Origin of the sequence: Erythrobacter sp., from assembly GCF_039988855.1 — a bacterium.
Lineage (GTDB): Bacteria > Pseudomonadota > Alphaproteobacteria > Sphingomonadales > Sphingomonadaceae > Erythrobacter.
Window position 1 is genome coordinate 452725 of the sequence record NZ_JBDXIY010000015.1, and the last position, 16500, is coordinate 469224.

A 16500-nucleotide genomic window follows, 5' to 3' on the forward strand; every position below is an offset into this window, starting at 1 on the left:
CACAATGGCAATCACAATCACCTTCATCGACCCAAAGGGCAATTCCACCGCATGCGAAGGCGAGGCGGGTGACAACCTTTTGAAGCTTGGACAGGCGGCAGGCCTTCCGCTCGAAGGGACATGCGAAGGGCAAATGGCCTGCTCCACATGCCATGTGATAGTGGCGGCGGAGTGGTTCGGCAAGCTGACCGAGGCTTCCGAAGAGGAAGAGGATATGCTCGATTTTGCAGCAGGAGCGCGCCGAACCTCGCGCCTATCGTGCCAGATTGACCTGACCCAAGAGATGGATGGCTTGACCGTCCGTGTCCCCGGCGAAAGCCACGATGCGCGCGGATTATAACGTGCGCGGCTGAATGGCCACTTAATCCAATCCTAAACATTGGTAAAATTTCCCAAACCTTCGGATTGGGCGGTTTTCGTATGCTTGAATAAACGAGCGGAAAGCCCGGAATTCAGCCGTTTTTCGAGTTTGGCACGGTGTCTGCAATGTAGTTGGCATACAGCGGAAACAACCCGCAAAACACAAGAAACACTGGAGACAGGTAATGACCAACACAATGAACAACTTCGCAGCCGCCGCTTTCTCAATCATCATTTCAACCAGCCTGTTTGCTTACGCCATCATCCCGGCAAGCCCAACAGTCTTCGCCTAAATTCAAACTCAAACAGACACCCCAATTCAAAGGAATTTCAAAATGACACTCGCACAAAACAACCTTTTCGCAGCCGCTCTCTCGATCGTCGTATCCGCTAGCCTGTTTGCCTACGCAATCGTTCCCGCCAGCCCACTCGCATTCGCTTGATCGCGCTTGCCTAATTGCTGACGGGATCCGGTAGTCCCTCTATCCCCTTGCCAATCCGGAGACCTTCAATGCCCCGCACAAACACCCTCTACGCCGCCGCCCTTTCAGTCCTCTCAACCACCGCAGTTTTCGCAAGTGCCTTTATCCTGAGTAACCCCAACATCCTCGTATAAAGGCGCTGCACGGCTTCTCTTAAGTCCCCTCAAGTAGTCCCCCGCAAAGGGCGCATCGGTTTCTCTCCCCAACGAGCCGATGCGCCCTTTTTCTTTGGCCTTAGGAAGCGATTTTACTCGCTACCACCATCGTCGCGCAGGTCTTTCTTCCAGAAGCGAAGCCGCATTCCAAACCGGTGCAATATCCAAGGCAAGGCCAGGATGAGGAGCGCAACAGGCAGCAATGCCGTCAGACCGTAAATGATCGCTGCAACACTCATGCCCAAGGTTGAGCCAACTGAGCGAAATGCGCTTGCGACTGGCCGTACAAAGCCAATCTGCGTTTCACCAAAGGCGGGCTCATACTCGATATTTACGGCGCTGTATTGAATGCGGTTCTGATAAGTCTTGAGCCTTTGCCTTGCTGTCTCGAGTCCTTCATTCACGTCCGAAAGAGCTTTCTGCACTCGCACTTTGGGAGTGAGGTCCGCAAGTCCCACCAACTCTGTGGAAACTGCTCTCCCCCCATGGGGCACACCTTGCTAAGCGTGGGCCATGGCTGATCCCACGATGACCGACGATACCGATCCTTTTGATGCAATTGTTGATGCGCCGTTCGATGCTGCGCTTTCTGAGCGCTATCTTGTGTATGCGCTCTCGACGATCACTGCGCGTTCGCTTCCCGACCTTCGCGATGGGTTGAAACCGGTTCACAGGCGGCTGCTTTGGACTATGCGCCAGCTCAAGCTTTCGCCGGACAGCACGTTTAAGAAATCCGCTCGCGTCGTGGGTGAGGTGATCGGTAAATATCACCCTCACGGCGACACCGCCGCTTATGATGCGATGGTGCGTTTGGCGCAGGATTTCTCGCTCAGGTACCCTCTGGTTGAAGGGCAGGGCAACTTTGGCAATATCGACGGCGATAATGCTGCCGCTTACCGTTATACCGAAGCGCGCCTGACCAAGACCGCGATCCAATTGATGGAAGGCCTCGACGCAGGCACCGTTGACTTCATCCCGACATACAATGGCGAGGAAGAAGAGCCGGAATTGATGCCGGGCCTTTTCCCCAACCTGCTCGCTAATGGGGCAAGCGGGATTGCGGTGGGCATGGCGACCAATATCCCGAGCCACAATATCGCCGAAGTCATTGATGCAACGCTGGAACTCGTTGACAATCCACATGTTGAGCATGAGCGCCTTATGGAGCTCATGCAGGGGCCCGACTTTGCCACCGGAGGTCAACTGGTGGATAGCGCGCAAGTGATATCAGAAGCTTATCGCACCGGGCGCGGTTCTTTCCGCCTGCGCGGTGTCTTCAACGCGCCAGAGGCCGAAAGGGAAGAGGATCAAGCCGCTGGCATCGAACGCCTTGGCGGCGGGCAGTGGCAATTGGTCATCACCGAAATTCCGTATCAGGTGCAAAAGGGCAAGCTGATCGAACAGATCGCTCAGGCGATTGCCGATAAGAAGCTGCCCATCCTCGACGATGTGCGCGACGAAAGTGATGAGAGCATTCGTATCGTTCTGGTCCCGCGCACGCGCAATGTTGACCCGGATTTGCTGAAAGAGAGCATCTTCAAGCTCACCGATATGGAGACCCGCTTTGGTCTCAATATGAATGTGCTGGATGCGACCCGCACGCCGATGGTTATGGGGCTAAAAGAGCTCCTGCAGAACTGGACCGCCGCGCAGATCGAAATCCTGCAACGCCGCACGCAGCACCGCCTTGATCAGATTGCGCGGCGATTGGAGCTGGTCGAGGGGTACATCACCGCTTTCCTCAACCTCGATAGGGTGATCGAGATCATCCGTTACGAGGATGAGCCAAAGCAAGTGATGATGGCCGAGTTCAAGCTGACCGATCGTCAGGCCGAAGCCATTCTGAACATGCGGCTCAGGTCGCTGCGCAAGCTTGAAGAGATGGAGCTGCGCGGTGAGAAGGACACTCTCCTTAAAGAGCAAGAGGAGCTTAACAAGCTCCTAGAAAGCCCCGCTCGTCAGCGCACGCGCCTTAAGAAAGACCTGCGCACTATTCGCAAGGATTATGCCGAGGATACGGCTCTGGGTGCGCGGCGGACGCGGATTGAAGAAGCCGCCCCTGCGGTTGAATTTTCGATGGATGCGATGATCGAGAAAGAGCCTGTGACCGTGATCCTATCCCAAAAAGGATGGATCAGAGGCGCGAAAGGCCACGTCGATCTTACCCAAGAGTTCAAATATAAAGAAGGCGATGCCCAAGCCTTCATCATCCATGCGCAGACCACGGATAAGCTGCTCATTGCTGGCTCTGATGGCCGGTTCTACACCCTTGGGTGCGACAAATTGCCGGGCGCGCGCGGCTTTGGTGAGCCGGTGCGCAATATGATCGACCTGCCGTCTGAATCCAGCATCGCCGCGATGTTGGTGCACAAGCCGGAAGGCCGTCTGCTTCTCGCCTCAAGCACTGGCAAAGGCTTCATCGCCGAGACCAAAGAGCTGATCGCCGAGACCAAAAAGGGCAAGCAGGTGGTGAACCTTAAAGACAACGCCAAGCTGCAAGTCATCCGCGAAATTCCCGCAAGTCATGACCACGTTGCGGCAGTGGGTGAGAACCGCAAGCTGATCGTCTTCAATATGGAAGAGATGCCCGTGATGGCGCGGGGTCAAGGGGTGATGCTGCAACGGTACCGCGATGGCGGGCTCAGCGATGCGACGACCTTTACCCTGGCTGAGGGGCTGAGCTGGCAAATGGGCGGTTCGGGTGATCGCACCCGTACCGAGAACGAGATTTGGCAGTGGAAGGTGGCACGGGGAGCGGCTGGACGTATGCCGCCGCAAGGGTTCCCTAAGAGCAACCGGTTCTAGGCCGAAAGCACGCTTTCAAGGATTTGCTGGACCCGGCTCTTATCCGGAAAGCCTTCGGCCACCCATTGGCGTTCGACCGTTTGGAGGATGCGGGCAACTTCTGGACCTGCGGCCACTCCGCGTGCGACAATCGCGCCGCCTTTGAGCGGGAAGGTTGGCGGTTCCCATCCCTTGAGGCCGCGCACAGCTGCACCCAGCAAGAGCAACCGATCGACGGCAAAGGGCACGGTGAGCCGATAGGCGAGCGCTTTTGGCTTATCCGTATCTGCCGCTATCCTCTCCGCTGCCGAAACAAGACGCGCACGCTGCGCTTTTGAAAGTCTCAGCCGCGCGGCAACACCCTCGGCCACATCGGGTGAGGGCGGCAAAAGGCTTGCCAAGCGGCGGATGGGGTCGGGCGTGATGGATTGCTCCGCCTCGTGCGTGATCAGGGTTTGCAGCGCCCCAACATGCACCTTGCTGCTTTCCGGCAGGACAACAGGCAAAACGCCGCGCTCAAACATCCGCGCGATTGTCGCATGCGGATCGGGAAGGGCGAGCAGACGCAAAAGCTCATCGGCCACACGTTCGCGGCTAAGACCTTTGAGCGTCGCTGCCATCTCGCAGCAGGCTTCCTCGGCCTCATCGTCCAGCTGCGCGCCGAACCGCGCTTGAAACCGGTAATAGCGAAGGATGCGAAGATGATCCTCTGCGATGCGGGCGCGGGGCTCTCCGATAAAGCGAACGCGGCGCGCCTCCAAATCCTTTAACCCGCCGAAATAATCCGAAATCTCAAGTGTTTCCGGGTGCGCATAGAGCGCGTTGATGGTGAAATCGCGCCGTGCGGCATCGTCTTGCCATTCGGTGGCAAAGGCGACTGTCGCCCGCCTGCCATCGGTGGCGACATCAAGGCGAAGTGTGGTGACTTCGACCGTTCCATCTTCAAGGATCGCGGTCACTGTACCGTGATCTAACCCTGTGGGGACGGTGCGAATACCGGCGCTTGCACATTTGTCGATCACCACATCGGGGGTGAGAGTGGTCGCGCAGTCAATGTCGTGCACTTCGCTACCCAAAAGCGTGTCGCGCACAGCGCCGCCCACCCAGCGCATATTGTCTGCGCCCAGCGTTTGGGTCAGCAATTTGAGCCCTTCGCGTTTGGGCCAGATGGCTTGGTGTAATGTGTCGGTCACGATGCATCTGCGCTAAACAGAAAAGCGCCGCTTCGACAAGTTTCGTCTATTCAGTTCTTGTCCAATCAATTGGGCCATTCAATCCGGCGCGCGAGATTGATGATGATCGCAGCGGTCACGCCCCAAATGCGAAAGCCTTCGTATTGGAGCTCGAAATAGCGCCGATCTTTGCCCTGCCAATAGGCGCTATGTTCGGTCCAACTGGCGGGGTCAAGGAGCAGTTCCAGCGGAGGCTCAAACCATGCCTCCACTTCGGAGGGGCTGGGGGTAAGGGGCAGGTCTGGCGGGATAACGCCGAGAACAGGCGTCACATCAAACCCGGTACCTGTGCGGTAAAGATCGCTGGTGCCGATAACCCGCACGGCGCTGCGCGGAAGGGCAAGTTCCTCCTCCGCTTCTCTTAAAGCGGCGGTGATGGCATCTTCGCCAGGATCGCATTTGCCGCCCGGAAAGGCGACTTGGCCCGGATGATCGCGCATGCCGCGCGGGCGCTGTGTCAGGATTATGCCGGGTTTTGGCCGGTCGGTGACTGCGATTAAAACAGCAGCAGCCGTGCCCCGGTGACCATCGGCAAGCTCTGCATCATTAAGCAGGCCATCCAGCTTTTTCGCATGACCCGCTGTATAAAGCTCGCTGAGTGTGCCGAATAAGTCCACCCTCAGCCTTGAAGCGAAAAGAGCGCGCCTTGGCTAGAGACAATCCAATCATCGCCCCCGGTTTCCAAAGCAATGTCAGCCAGCTGCGCATAGGTTGAACGGTTCAAACGCGCTTCAAGCCCGCGCCGCACTTGGAGGTAAATTGCAGGCGTGTCTGGATCGCCTGCAATGCGTAATGGGTTGTCTGGCCCTGCAACGACCAGATCGTCAGTGCTTAAGCGAAAGGCCAGATCGCCGTCTTTCGCCGCACAATCAACCGCAATAAACGCTGCGTCATCGACTTCAATGGTGAGCTTTTCAAATGGGGTAACAAGCCAATGCTGCCCCGCGTCATCGCGTGTCAAAAGGCCAGAGAAAGCGCGCACCATCGCCGGGCGGCGAATGGGGTCGCCCTCGTGAAACCACGTTCCATCAGCGGCAATGCGCATAAAACTATCGCCCAGCTTTTGCGGGGCCCAGTTCTCAACCGGCGGGAGCTTGCGCTGCTCCACTTGATTGGCGATTTCGGCGAGGCTGAGTTCAGCCAAATAGGGTGGCGGTTCGTAAGGCATGTTGGGATGTGCGATGGCAGAGTGCGCGCGCGTAGGAAAGTGCATTTGCGCACCTAACCGAAAATCCTAGGCCGCCGTATTGCTGTCCAAGCCATTCCAGGGCCCCAGCATGCCATCTTTGGGCATTTGCGACAGCGCCGCGCCGCGCGCCAAAAGCCGCTCTTTTTCATATGGGCCGGGGCACTGCCAACCGCCGGTGGACCCCAAGGTAAAACCCCAGCGCCCGTAATATTCCTCGTCCCCGATAAGGACCTGCGGGAACACGGGCGAGCCTTCGCCTGCCATGCGAGCCTCAGCGTCCAGCATCGCCATCATCAGTCCCACGCCAAAGCCTTCGCCCTGCCGCTCTGGCACCACGGCCACCGGGCCCACCATGACGAGCGGAACGCGCGCGCCGTCTTTGGATTGGAGGCCCACTGGATAGCACTGGATCGTGCCAACCAGCATGTCGTCTTCATCAAGCGCTGCGAAGGACAGGGCATCGAGCCACTCCATCCCGGCACGAATGCGATAGGCTGTGCGCGCATGGCGTTCCTCGCCAAAGACGCGATCGAGCAATTGCTCGATCATCTCGGGCGGAACCGCTGAGAGCGGGACGAGGGTGGCTGCTTCGCTTTGAGTCTCTGGCATAGCGCCCGCGCGCTAGGCGCTTTGTGCAGGCTTGCCAAGCTTACATTGAAAGACGCAAAACAGAGCCTTCGTCCGTCGCCACCCAAATGCTGCCATCTTGCGCCACGTCGAGTGAGCGCACGCGGCCATCGATCGGGTAACGCGCGGCTTCGGTCGCAGTCTCACCATCAATTTCGACACGCACGATTGTTTGGCTGGAAAGGCCAGTGATGAGTGCATCGCCCTGCCAATCGGCAAACATGTCGCCGTGGTAGAATTGCATATCGCCCGGCGCGATGACCGGCGTCCACCAAATGGCTGGCTTTTCAAAGCCATCGTCTGCGGAGTGATCTGCAATCGGATCGCCATTGTAGTGTTCACCATACGAGCGGGTGGGCCAGCCGTAATTCGCAGCTTTCTTGACGAGGTTCAGTTCATCCCCGCCAGCAGGGCCGTGCTCCACATCCCATAGGCGTCCATCAGCGTCCCAATCGATACCCAGAAGGTTGCGGTGGCCGTAAGACCAGATTTGCGCCGTTACCCCGCCTTCATCGGCGAAAGGATTGCCCTCAGCCGGCGTACCATCAAGGTTGAGACGCACGATGGTGCCAAGCGTGTTCTTATTGTCCTGTGACGGGGTCATTTTCTGACGGTCGCCGCTGGTGACAAACAAGTGGCTTTCATCGGGCGAGACTGTGATCTTGTGCGAATAGTGCCCGCGGCCAGAGACCTTGGGCGCCTGACGCCAGATGACCTCAAGCCCTTCAAGCGCGCAATCCTCCATCGAGGCGCAGGCGAGCGTGCCTTTGCCAACGACCGCGCCGCGTGTTTCGCCTTCTTCGCCAAATTCGGCCCAGCTGAGGTAAATGGTGCGGCCATCGACGCTCTCACCCGTCTCGCTTGGCAGAAAGGCGATATCGCCAAAACCGCCTTGGCCGCCAAACGCCACATCAGGTGCACCAGCAACGGTTGCCGACGTGCCGTTTGCGGTGTCCATCACTTTCAAGACGCCTTCTTTTTCCGTCACGAACAGCATGGCCGTGCCCGGCGCAAATTCAATCGCCCACGGTTTTTCAAATTCGCCCTTTTGCGTGATCTGAAGCTCGCCCGAGGCCGAACTTTCCCCGGCTTCTGCGGCCGCGCAGCTTGCGAGTGCGAGCGCAGCGGTGGAGGAAGTAAGCAACGCAAATTTGGAAAAAGTATTCATGCCTCAGGGTGCTCCTGATTTAAAAAATGACGCTGGATCCATCATCATCGGGGTGGATGAAGCTGGGCGGGGGCCATTGGCAGGACCGGTCGTGGCCGCTGCCGTGGTTATGAGCGCTTTAGTACCGGCGGGCGTTGCGGATTCCAAGAGGTTATCGGCTAAGCGGCGCGGGGCCCTCGACGAGGAGCTTCGTGCAAAGTGCCAATGGGCGGTCGCCGTGGTTGACCCCGGGGAGATCGATGCGGTCAATATTTTCCAAGCCACGATGTTGGCGATGACGCGCTGTGTGCGCGATTTGATCGCGGGTATAGACAGGCAGCCGGATATTGTCCTGATCGATGGCAATCAAACCCCAGAACGACGATGCAGTGAATGGGTCTGGCCCGCGCGGGCGATTGTGGGAGGAGACGGGAAAGAGCCTTCGATCAGCGCTGCTTCCATCATCGCCAAGGAATGGCGCGACCGCTTGATGATGGAGGCTGCCAAAGAGTATCCGGAGTACGGTTGGGAGCGCAACAAGGGCTATGGCACTAAGGAGCATATGGACGCTTTGGCCGCGCACGGTCCCACTCCTCTCCACCGCCAAAGCTTTGCGCCCGTTGCACAGGCCCGCTTGCTTTAACGGCTCAACGCTTTAGGCGCTTACCCCATGTTGAACGCAATCCTTTTAAGTCTGGCTGGCCTTGTGGGCCTTGGTATTGGCGGTGAACTTTTGGTGCGCGGCGCCGTTGGCATTGCGCAAAAACTGGGCGTATCGACGCTTTTTACAGGGCTAGTGATTGTCGGTTTTGCGACGAGCATGCCCGAAATGGTGGCGAGCGTTCAGGCCAGCCTTGCGGGCTCTCCTGAAATTGCCTGGGGCAATATCGTCGGGTCGAACCTTGCCAATACGCTGTTGATCCTTGGCGTATCGGCGCTGGTTGCACCGATTATCCTTTCAGGCAGCGGCAGGCGCGATGCGGTGGTGGCTTTGGCGGCGACCTTGCTTTTGTGGGGGCTATTCCTGTCTGGCTATGGTGCGCGTTGGATCGGCTTTGCGCTGCTGTTTGGGATCATCGCTTACATCGTCTGGCGCTATCGCAATCCGGGGCAGTCGAGCGAAGAGGATGAAGGCGAAGAGAGTACGCAAAACGGAGTGGTCGCAGGGGTTTTGTTTGTCGCGGGGCTGGGCATTCTTGTGCTGAGCGGCGATGCATTGGTCACAGGCGCAATCGAGCTTGCGACGATTTTCAAAGTGCCAGAGACGGTCATTGGTTTGACGGTTGTCGCCGTGGGCACAAGCCTGCCTGAACTCGCCGCCTCCATTGCAGCGGCTTTGCGCGGCAAGTCGGCCTTGGCGCTGGGTAATGTTGTGGGCTCCAACATCTACAACATCTTGCTGATTGGCGGCGCGACGATGAGCATTGCGCCTGTCGCGCTTCCGGCGGAGCTGGCCGGCCTGCAAATGGCTTTGCTGACTGCAAGCGCCGCTGCGCTGCTCGCGCTCTTGTGGTTTGCCAAGAGCATTGGCCGCACGCTTGGCGCGGTATTGCTAGCGGCGTTTACCGCGAATGTCGTGCTGGTGTTTGCTTAAGCGTGACGATCTAACGCGTCTTAGAACATTGAGCATTGCTGCATAATATCGGCGCCGCTGGTGGCGATTTTAACATCGGCTGTGACCTGGCCTAAAGCCTTGTCGTTATACGAAACCGTGCTGCCGTCCACTCGCGCGCCAGCCTTGCCCATAAAGGCGAGCGTGAGCCTGTCTTCGAGGGTTTTGTAGGCAGCTGCTTGCTGTGCTGGCGTCAATTTTTGGAGGCTGTCATCGAAGCACTCGCATTCGCGGCTTGAGGCACTAAACCCGAGATAGGGCGCGCTCTGAAGATAGTCAGTGTCGCATTTGGCGTAGTATTCACTGCGCTCATAGCCATCGCTGACATGAGATGAGCCAAAGTGTGAGTATGCAGCATATCCGCCAACTGCAACCGTCAGCAGCGCCGCGCCTTCGACCAGACCCTTCATTATGAGTGCTCCGTTTGAGAAAAAACCAGCATTTGGCTTAGCCCGGAAGGGTTAAGATCGGGTGCTGCGAGGGCGAGACTTCGGATCTCATCGCCGAGCGCAAAGAACCTTTAAGACAGAGTCTTCCGCGCAACACCCCCAGTCTTGGCCCCACATCTGGAGTCCAGCCCATAAGGGCGGACTCAACATCTAGTGGGGCCCCGTTTTGTTCCGCGCACAACTTAGGGGCGTTTACCAAGCATTAACCATAAGAGCCCAGAAACTAAGCGCTTGACGCGGAGTCCAAGAGGACTCATCCCCTGTGGATAACTTCGCCTCTTCTTGGGGCCGCACCACCTTTTGGGACAGAATTATGGGCGTGATCGAAACAACTAAGCAGCGTACAAAGCGGGGCGCAAAGGTCGCTGTAAAGCCTAGCGCGCAGGATGTGCGCGCGCTTTTGCCTCTGGGGCAAATTCTCGATGGTGATTGCATCGAAGCGCTGCGTTCGCTCCCTGAGAACAGCGTCGATTGCGTGTTCGCAGACCCGCCTTACAACCTTCAGCTTGGCGGGGACCTTAATCGCCCCGACGGTTCGGAAGTGGACGCGGTGACCGACCATTGGGATCAGTTTGACAGCTTTCAGGCTTATGACGAATTTACAAAAGCTTGGCTGCTTGAGGCGAGACGGGTTCTTAAGCCTGACGGCGCACTTTGGGTGATCGGCAGCTATCACAATATCTACCGCATGGGCGCGATTTTGCAGGATATCGGCTTCTGGATCCTCAACGACATCGTGTGGCGCAAAACCAACCCTATGCCCAATTTCAAGGGCACACGTTTTACCAATGCGCATGAGACTTTGATCTGGGCAAGCCAAGGTGAGAAGGCGCGTTATCAGTTCAATTACCGCGCGATGAAAACGCTCAATGATGAGCTGCAAATGCGCTCTGACTGGGTGCTGCCGATTTGTTCTGGTAATGAGCGCCTCAAAGAAAACGGCACCAAAGTGCACCCGACGCAAAAACCCGAAAGCCTGCTTTACCGCGTGCTTCTAGCAACGACAGAGCGCGGTGATGTGGTGCTTGACCCGTTCTTTGGCACGGGCACGACAGGCGCGGTTGCTAAACGTTTGGGCCGCGATTGGATCGGTTGCGAGCGTGAGAACACTTATCGCAATGTCGCATATAAGCGGATCGAAAAAGAACTGCCGCTTGATGAAAGCGCGCTCACGACGATGCAGTCGAAAAAGGCCGCCCCGCGCGTTGCCTTTGGCGCAGTGGTCGAAAGCGGGCTGATCAAGCCCGGCTCACAAATCTTTGACAAGAAACGTCGCTGGTTCGCGACCGTGCGCGCCGATGGCTCGCTTGAATGCGAGACACCAAAGGGCAAACTTCAAGGTTCGATCCACGGCGTTGGCAAAGACTTGCAAGGCGCGCCAAGCTGTAATGGTTGGACCTTTTGGTACTATCAGGATGGAGGCGAGACGAAACCAGTAGACGCCGCCCGCGATCTCTATCGACTTGCTAACGAAGATTGAGTTGGCGAAGCCGAAAACGGCGAAGACCGATATCTGACGCAAAAGGCGTTTCGTCGAAAACTCAAACCAATCACCGTTCCGTCTGCACGGGCTGCCGATCCTGTTGGCAACCGTTCAGATAAACCAACGGAAAAAGAGCAATGACCGCGCACACCCCCCTAACATTCGTGCGTCGGTTTTAGACAAGAGGTACCTCATGAAATACCAGGCAAAATTGACATTCGCCCCGATGCTATTGGCACCCGCCGCAATGGCCGCTTTGATCGCCGTTCCTGCCGCTGCGCAGGATGGAACAAAGTCAGGGCCATACGTTGGGGTCAGTGGCGGCATCGCTCTTCCTCAGGACAGCAATAACACCGGCACGATTAACACCGCCATTCCGGAAACCGATGATTTCGGTTCCATTCCAGCAGATACCCCAATTGGTTGGGAAACCGATTTTGACACCGGTTTCACCCTTAGCGGTCAGGCCGGCTACGCTTTTGAAAACGGGTTCCGCGTTGAGGCCGAAGCGGCCTATTCCAAGTATGACGTTGACGATCACCAAGACTTGTCGGTTGGCGGCGCGATTATTGATGGCGTTGATTCAGCCGTGCTGACCCGCGGTCCTGCGAGCGTCGATAACCCAACGGTTGATGATATTCTTTCCGACGGGCAAGGCGAAGTCTCCACCTTTGGTCTGTTCGGCAATGTCTTTTACGACATTGAGACAGGCAGTTCTCTCAAACCATTTGTCGGCGCAGGTTTCGGCTATCAGTGGGTCGATGTCGAATATCAACCCTCGGACGTGGCATTTGGCGAAGACAGCGATAGCGTGTTTGCCTATCAATTCATGGCAGGCGCAAGCTACGATTTGTCACAAGGCGTCGAGGTCTTTGGCCAATACACCTACCGTGACACCACAGAAGACGTGGACATTCCGCTCACAATTCTGCCTGCAACCTTGGATGTTAGCGCGAAGCAATCGCTTGTGACTGCAGGTGTGCGCGTACGTTTTGGCGGATAAAGATCAGTTGAATTGCAAATAAGAGGGGCCGTGCAGCGATGCGCGGCCCTTTTTGTGTGCTCCATCAAAGGCGCGGCCGCTGTCCTACAAGCGCAGCTCTTGCTAAACCGGCGCAGCAATGTACCAAATGTTTCCTTCTCAGCCCATTTTTGACCGCTTTTTGGGGCCTCAAACTTTTTGTTCTTAGACAGTGTGTCAAGTGTGTCAAAAATCCGTTTTTATTAAGAGAAAACAGAAGTCTATGACCTCCAGTATTTATCTCCATCCGGTTGGCCTTGCACTTGGTCCGCAAACAGAATCCACTGGCGATGGTCCGGGTGCAATACGGCTGGCCGGAACGATGGCCTATGCGAGCCGCTTTGCACTGATCGTGCGCGAAGAAGGCAAGGTCACGCACCGCCGGATATTCGGTGTCAGCGATGCGGCAGAGGCATTGGCAGAGCCCGGCGGTACTTTAACGCGCGAGGCGGAAGCGCAATGGACCAATCTGCAAAAATCCCACGCACCTTTGCAATTGGGTGAACGCACTGTGCGCCTTGATCAACCTCAGATCATGGGCGTTCTCAACGTCACGCCTGACAGCTTTAGCGATGGCGGCGAATGGCTTGAAAAACCGGACGCAGGACAAGCGCATGCGGCGGCAATGTTAGAGGCGGGCGCGTCTATTATCGATATTGGCGGCGAGAGTACTCGGCCAGGTAGCAATCCGACCTTTGAAGGCGATGAGATCGAGCGGGTGGTCCCCGCTATTGAGTATTGTGCAAGCATGGGCGCAGCGATCAGTGTCGATACACGGCGCGCGGGCGTGCTTGAGGCTGCCTTAAACGCAAATGGGGCCAAAGGCGCGCATATGGTGAACGATGTGTCGGCGCTGCGCTATGACCCAAGAATGCTTGACCTTGTGGCAAGTTCGAAAGTCCCAGTTGTGTTGATGCATGCGCCGGGAACAGGTGAGGACTTGCATTCGATGGAGGGAGTTAGCGGCGGCGCTTACACCGATGTCGTGAGCGATGTGTTCGACACGCTCTATTTCCAGCGGGCAAAGGCCATTGCGCACGGTATCGCCGAGGACCGCATTATGATTGATCCGGGCATTGGATTTGGCAAATCGCTTGCCGATAATTTGGCGCTCATCAACGCTCTCCCGCTGTTCCATGCCTTGGGAAGCCCGCTTTTGGTGGGGCTGAGCCGCAAACGCATGATTGGCGCGCTTAGCAATGAAGAACCTGCGCATGAACGGCTTGGTGGATCAGTCGGGTTAGCAACAGCGGCGATGAATGCGGGCGCTCATATGCTGCGCGTCCATGATGTTGCCGAAACGGTGCAAGCCCGCAATGTGTGGCGCGGACTTCGCGATGCGGCGCTGACCGATTTCAGCGGACTGCCAGGAATGTAACGGTGTGAATAAGGCCGGTTTAGAGTGTAAACCCACCGTCACTCACAAGCACGTGGCCTGTGATGTTCGAGCCTGCGTCGCTGAGCATGTAGAGGATGGTTCCGGCCATCTCATCGCTGCTGGCAAAGCGGCTGTTGGGGGTGGTTTTGGACATGCGCTTGATGGTTTCCTCGCGGCCAATTGCCTCGACCGATAGGTTAAAGTCGTCGCCTGTTTCCCAAATGGCGGTGTCAACGCCGCCCGGTGCGATCGCATTGACGCGGATATTGGCAGAGGCGTTTTCCATCGCAGCGATACGCGCCATATGGGCGACGGCTGCTTTGGCAGGGCCATAGGGGCCGATGCCAGGCACGGGCTTTACGCCTGTTGAGGACCCAGTGATGACAACACTGCCTCCAGTGTTTTTGCCGTTGGCCTTTATCGCACGAAGTCCAGCGCGAAGCGTCAAGAACGCGCCATCAAGGTTGATCGCCATGACGCGGCGCCATTCTTCAAAGGAGAGTTCGTCAATAGTGCCAAAACCTCCGACGCCGGCATTCACGACTGCATGGTCAAGGCCTTCGAGCTTGGGCCCGATCCCGTCCCAAAGCGTTTCGTCTGCAACGCTGCCAGTGATGCATTCAACTTCGCAAGGAAGGTCGAGTGCGGCCATGCCTGCGGCATCGACATCGACAAGGATTAGTTTGGCAGCACCGCGCTCAGCCAAGAGCTTGGCACAAGCCGCGCCAATACCTGATGCTGCGCCGGTTATCAGAGCCGTGCGGCCTGCGAAGTCTTTGAGAGTATCCATAGCCTCAGCGCTAGGTGCGCCGATGCATCAGATCAAGCTGCATTGTCGATGCCAAGGTCGGAAAGTTTGCGATACAGCGTCGAGCGCCCAATCCCCAAACGCCGCGCCACTTCTGTCATGCGGCCACGATAATGGCCGATGGCCAAGCGGATCACATCGGCCTCAATCTCTTCGAGCGGACGCAAATTGCCATCGTCGGCATAGAGCATCACACCCACCCCGTCTTGCTGAACAGGGCGCGCCGTATTGTCGAATTCGCCAATCATTTCGGAAAGCTGCGGGAAGCTCTCCGCGGTCAGCGTATCGCCTTCGCAATAAACCGCGGCGCGAAACAAGACCGATTGGAGCTGCCGGACATTGCCCGGCCAATCATAGGCGGCAAGAAGAGCAAGAGCGCTGTCTGATATGGACAGATGGGTGAGCCCAGGTTGCTCGCCAATGCGGGTAAGGAAGTGCCGGGTTAGGGCAGCAATGTCCCCAGTGCGTTCGCGAAGGGCCGGCAATTGCACGCGGGTCGCGCTAAGCTTTTGGGCAAGAGCGGCATTGAATACTCCTCCATCAACCAGCGGCTGGAGGCTCATATTGCTTGCAGAAAGAATGCGGATATCGATGTGGAAACCGTGGGCTGCGCCAAGTGGTCGGACAATGCCCGTTTCCAAAGCATCATTAAGGCGGTCTTGGACAGCCAGACTGAGGCGATCGACTTCGTCCAGCACCAGAGTCCCACCATCGCAATGCTGGAGCGCGCCGATTTGACGGTCAAAGGCTCCGGGAAAAGCGTTGGGTTCGTGGCCGAACAGGACCGATTCCACCGAATTAGGCGGCACGCTGGCAATGTTGATAGTGCGAAGCGCCTCTTTCGCACGAGGGCTCGCCCCATGCATAGCGCGCATCAGCATCTCTTTGCCGGTGCCGTTTTCGCCTTCGATCAGCGAGTGGTTATGCCCCCGTGCGGCTTTGGCAGCCTGCGCAAGAGCAGTGCGAAAGGTCGGGGCAGTCCCGATCATCGCGTCGAAATCGAGGCTCGCTGACATCTTCTCGGTTAGCGGTGCGAGTTCATCACGGGGCGCCTCAAGGGCAGTGACAGCACGAAGAGCGTCCATCAAGCGATCAGGAGAAATGGGTTTGACAAGATAATCGCTGGCACCTGCACGCATAGCTTCTACGGCGAGCAGCGGGGAGGCGCTTGTGGTCAGCATTAGGATGGGCAGGGCAGGTCGGCGCTCCTTCAGCTCAGCGATAAGAGAACAGGCATCATCGCCCGGAACCCATTGGTCGAGCAGAATCGCTGACAGCTGCATACCCTCGCGCGTGCCAAGCATGGCGATCGCTGTTTCGGCATCGCTTGCGACAACCGTACGCCATCCATCGCGCGCGGCAATTGCAGAAATCAAGCGGCTTTGGGCAGGCTCATCATCGATGAGCATGACGATGCGGGTGTTCTCATCCGATTCGTCATCAGAATTGCATCCCTCGCCAGCCAGCAATTCGGGCAAAATATCAGCGTGTTCGTCGCTTTGCGCCATAAAGTCGGCCCTGATCCTTCGTAGCCCCGAAAACACTTCGGGGTGGTGAAACGTCAGTCGTGCTTAAAGCAGGGGGGTAAAGACGGAATTAAGGCTGTTGCGTCTTGTGCCACATGCTGCAATTTGAGACACACAGGATGCCTTCAAGATCTTTGATGGGTTGAGCATCTGCTCGGCCTTCGATACGGGGTTTTGGAAACAATCGAATTTAGCCGGTCAGTCTTTTGCAACATTGCGCAATTGATTGGCGGGTTTGAGAGAATAA

18 protein-coding genes are annotated in these 16500 nt (G+C 57.2%); 9 read left to right on the forward strand and 9 right to left on the reverse strand.

Going from position 1 to position 16500, the window contains the following annotated elements; all coding sequences use genetic code 11:
* The first annotated feature begins 4 nt into the window (after window positions 1-4).
* From ABJ205_RS04990 to ABJ205_RS05000, 3 genes are all read left to right on the forward strand, one after another.
* Window positions 5-340, forward strand: a complete 336-nt coding sequence (locus ABJ205_RS04990; RefSeq protein WP_348158874.1) for a 2Fe-2S iron-sulfur cluster-binding protein — start codon at window positions 5-7, stop codon at window positions 338-340.
* Between the two features lie 205 nt (window positions 341-545).
* Entirely contained in the window at window positions 546-653 is a 108-nt protein-coding gene (locus tag ABJ205_RS04995; protein ID WP_348158872.1) for an enoyl-CoA hydratase, read from the forward strand.
* Window positions 654-695: 42 nt separating this feature from the next.
* Window positions 696-803 (forward strand): enoyl-CoA hydratase, encoded by a 108-nt coding sequence (locus ABJ205_RS05000; protein WP_348158870.1) that lies wholly within the window; start codon window positions 696-698, stop codon window positions 801-803.
* Window positions 804-1089: 286 nt separating this feature from the next.
* Here the strand turns inward: ABJ205_RS05000 and ABJ205_RS05005 are convergent, their stop codons facing one another.
* On the reverse strand, window positions 1090-1491 hold the full coding sequence (locus ABJ205_RS05005) for a DUF4349 domain-containing protein (protein WP_348510016.1): 402 nt from the start codon (window positions 1489-1491) through the stop codon (window positions 1090-1092).
* 19 nt (window positions 1492-1510) lie between these two features.
* Here ABJ205_RS05005 and parC point away from each other — a divergent pair, with 19 nt between their 5' ends.
* Complete coding sequence (gene parC, locus ABJ205_RS05010; RefSeq protein ID WP_348158866.1) at window positions 1511-3802, forward strand: DNA topoisomerase IV subunit A; 2292 nt, start codon at window positions 1511-1513, stop codon at window positions 3800-3802.
* On the opposite strand, the gene ABJ205_RS05015 is transcribed toward parC, so the two are convergent.
* The 5 genes from ABJ205_RS05015 to ABJ205_RS05035 form a co-directional block, all read right to left on the reverse strand.
* A complete protein-coding gene (locus ABJ205_RS05015; protein ID WP_348158865.1) occupies window positions 3799-4974 on the reverse strand; it encodes a CCA tRNA nucleotidyltransferase in 1176 nt (391 codons plus the stop codon). The genes parC and ABJ205_RS05015 overlap by 4 nt on opposite strands.
* A 65-nt stretch (window positions 4975-5039) precedes the next feature.
* Complete coding sequence (locus tag ABJ205_RS05020) at window positions 5040-5636, reverse strand: CoA pyrophosphatase (RefSeq protein WP_348158902.1); 597 nt, start codon at window positions 5634-5636, stop codon at window positions 5040-5042.
* Entirely contained in the window at window positions 5633-6181 is a 549-nt protein-coding gene (locus ABJ205_RS05025; protein WP_348158901.1) for a DUF1285 domain-containing protein, read from the reverse strand. The genes ABJ205_RS05020 and ABJ205_RS05025 overlap by 4 nt, the downstream gene beginning before the upstream one ends.
* A 66-nt stretch (window positions 6182-6247) precedes the next feature.
* The gene (locus tag ABJ205_RS05030; protein ID WP_348158863.1) at window positions 6248-6811 is read right to left on the reverse strand and encodes an N-acetyltransferase; all 564 of its coding nucleotides are present in this window, start codon (window positions 6809-6811) and stop codon (window positions 6248-6250) included.
* A 40-nt stretch (window positions 6812-6851) separates the two neighbouring features.
* Window positions 6852-7997, reverse strand: a complete 1146-nt coding sequence (locus ABJ205_RS05035) for a PQQ-dependent sugar dehydrogenase (protein ID WP_348158862.1) — start codon at window positions 7995-7997, stop codon at window positions 6852-6854.
* Between ABJ205_RS05035 and ABJ205_RS05040 the strand changes: the two genes are divergently transcribed.
* Both ABJ205_RS05040 and ABJ205_RS05045 read left to right on the forward strand, forming a co-directional pair.
* On the forward strand, window positions 7996-8619 hold the full coding sequence (locus ABJ205_RS05040) for a ribonuclease HII (protein WP_348158860.1): 624 nt from the start codon (window positions 7996-7998) through the stop codon (window positions 8617-8619). The genes ABJ205_RS05035 and ABJ205_RS05040 overlap by 2 nt on opposite strands.
* A gap of 27 nt (window positions 8620-8646) precedes the next feature.
* Entirely contained in the window at window positions 8647-9570 is a 924-nt protein-coding gene (locus ABJ205_RS05045) for a calcium/sodium antiporter (protein ID WP_348158858.1), read from the forward strand.
* A 20-nt stretch (window positions 9571-9590) separates the two neighbouring features.
* Here the strand turns inward: ABJ205_RS05045 and ABJ205_RS05050 are convergent, their stop codons facing one another.
* Entirely contained in the window at window positions 9591-9998 is a 408-nt protein-coding gene (locus ABJ205_RS05050; protein WP_348158856.1) for a hypothetical protein, read from the reverse strand.
* Between the two features lie 352 nt (window positions 9999-10350).
* Here ABJ205_RS05050 and ABJ205_RS05055 point away from each other — a divergent pair, with 352 nt between their 5' ends.
* From ABJ205_RS05055 to folP, 3 genes are all read left to right on the forward strand, one after another.
* Window positions 10351-11517: a site-specific DNA-methyltransferase gene (locus ABJ205_RS05055; protein ID WP_348158899.1), complete on the forward strand. Its 1167-nt coding sequence runs from the start codon at window positions 10351-10353 to the stop codon at window positions 11515-11517.
* A gap of 196 nt (window positions 11518-11713) precedes the next feature.
* The gene (locus ABJ205_RS05060; protein ID WP_348158854.1) at window positions 11714-12523 is read left to right on the forward strand and encodes an outer membrane beta-barrel protein; all 810 of its coding nucleotides are present in this window, start codon (window positions 11714-11716) and stop codon (window positions 12521-12523) included.
* A 241-nt stretch (window positions 12524-12764) separates the two neighbouring features.
* On the forward strand, window positions 12765-13919 hold the full coding sequence (gene folP / locus ABJ205_RS05065) for a dihydropteroate synthase (RefSeq protein WP_348158853.1): 1155 nt from the start codon (window positions 12765-12767) through the stop codon (window positions 13917-13919).
* Window positions 13920-13938: 19 nt separating this feature from the next.
* Here folP and ABJ205_RS05070 read toward each other — a convergent pair whose 3' ends face one another.
* Both ABJ205_RS05070 and ABJ205_RS05075 read right to left on the reverse strand, forming a co-directional pair.
* Window positions 13939-14709, reverse strand: a complete 771-nt coding sequence (locus ABJ205_RS05070; RefSeq protein WP_348158851.1) for an SDR family oxidoreductase — start codon at window positions 14707-14709, stop codon at window positions 13939-13941.
* A gap of 32 nt (window positions 14710-14741) precedes the next feature.
* The gene (locus ABJ205_RS05075) at window positions 14742-16136 is read right to left on the reverse strand and encodes a sigma-54 dependent transcriptional regulator (RefSeq protein WP_348158897.1); all 1395 of its coding nucleotides are present in this window, start codon (window positions 16134-16136) and stop codon (window positions 14742-14744) included.
* Between the last annotated feature and the right edge of the window lie 364 nt (window positions 16137-16500).

Excerpts from the sequence above, each read along its gene's own strand:
- ABJ205_RS05030 (WP_348158863.1), bottom strand. The coding sequence starts at position 6,811 with ATGCCAGAGACTCAAAGCGAAGCAGCCACCCTCGTCCCGCTCTCAGCG.
- ABJ205_RS05050 (WP_348158856.1), bottom strand. The coding sequence starts at position 9,998 with ATGAAGGGTCTGGTCGAAGGCGCGGCGCTGCTGACGGTTGCAGTTGGC.
- ABJ205_RS05045 (WP_348158858.1), top strand. The coding sequence starts at position 8,647 with ATGTTGAACGCAATCCTTTTAAGTCTGGCTGGCCTTGTGGGCCTTGGT.
- folP (WP_348158853.1), top strand. The coding sequence starts at position 12,765 with ATGACCTCCAGTATTTATCTCCATCCGGTTGGCCTTGCACTTGGTCCG.
- ABJ205_RS05025 (WP_348158901.1), bottom strand. The coding sequence starts at position 6,181 with ATGCCTTACGAACCGCCACCCTATTTGGCTGAACTCAGCCTCGCCGAA.
- ABJ205_RS04995 (WP_348158872.1), top strand. The coding sequence starts at position 546 with ATGACCAACACAATGAACAACTTCGCAGCCGCCGCTTTCTCAATCATC.
- ABJ205_RS05000 (WP_348158870.1), top strand. The coding sequence starts at position 696 with ATGACACTCGCACAAAACAACCTTTTCGCAGCCGCTCTCTCGATCGTC.
- ABJ205_RS05070 (WP_348158851.1), bottom strand. The coding sequence starts at position 14,709 with ATGGATACTCTCAAAGACTTCGCAGGCCGCACGGCTCTGATAACCGGC.
- ABJ205_RS05060 (WP_348158854.1), top strand. The coding sequence starts at position 11,714 with ATGAAATACCAGGCAAAATTGACATTCGCCCCGATGCTATTGGCACCC.
- ABJ205_RS05055 (WP_348158899.1), top strand. The coding sequence starts at position 10,351 with ATGGGCGTGATCGAAACAACTAAGCAGCGTACAAAGCGGGGCGCAAAG.
- ABJ205_RS05035 (WP_348158862.1), bottom strand. The coding sequence starts at position 7,997 with ATGAATACTTTTTCCAAATTTGCGTTGCTTACTTCCTCCACCGCTGCG.
- ABJ205_RS05040 (WP_348158860.1), top strand. The coding sequence starts at position 7,996 with ATGCCTCAGGGTGCTCCTGATTTAAAAAATGACGCTGGATCCATCATC.
- ABJ205_RS05075 (WP_348158897.1), bottom strand. The coding sequence starts at position 16,136 with ATGCTCATCGATGATGAGCCTGCCCAAAGCCGCTTGATTTCTGCAATT.
- ABJ205_RS04990 (WP_348158874.1), top strand. The coding sequence starts at position 5 with ATGGCAATCACAATCACCTTCATCGACCCAAAGGGCAATTCCACCGCA.
- parC (WP_348158866.1), top strand. The coding sequence starts at position 1,511 with ATGGCTGATCCCACGATGACCGACGATACCGATCCTTTTGATGCAATT.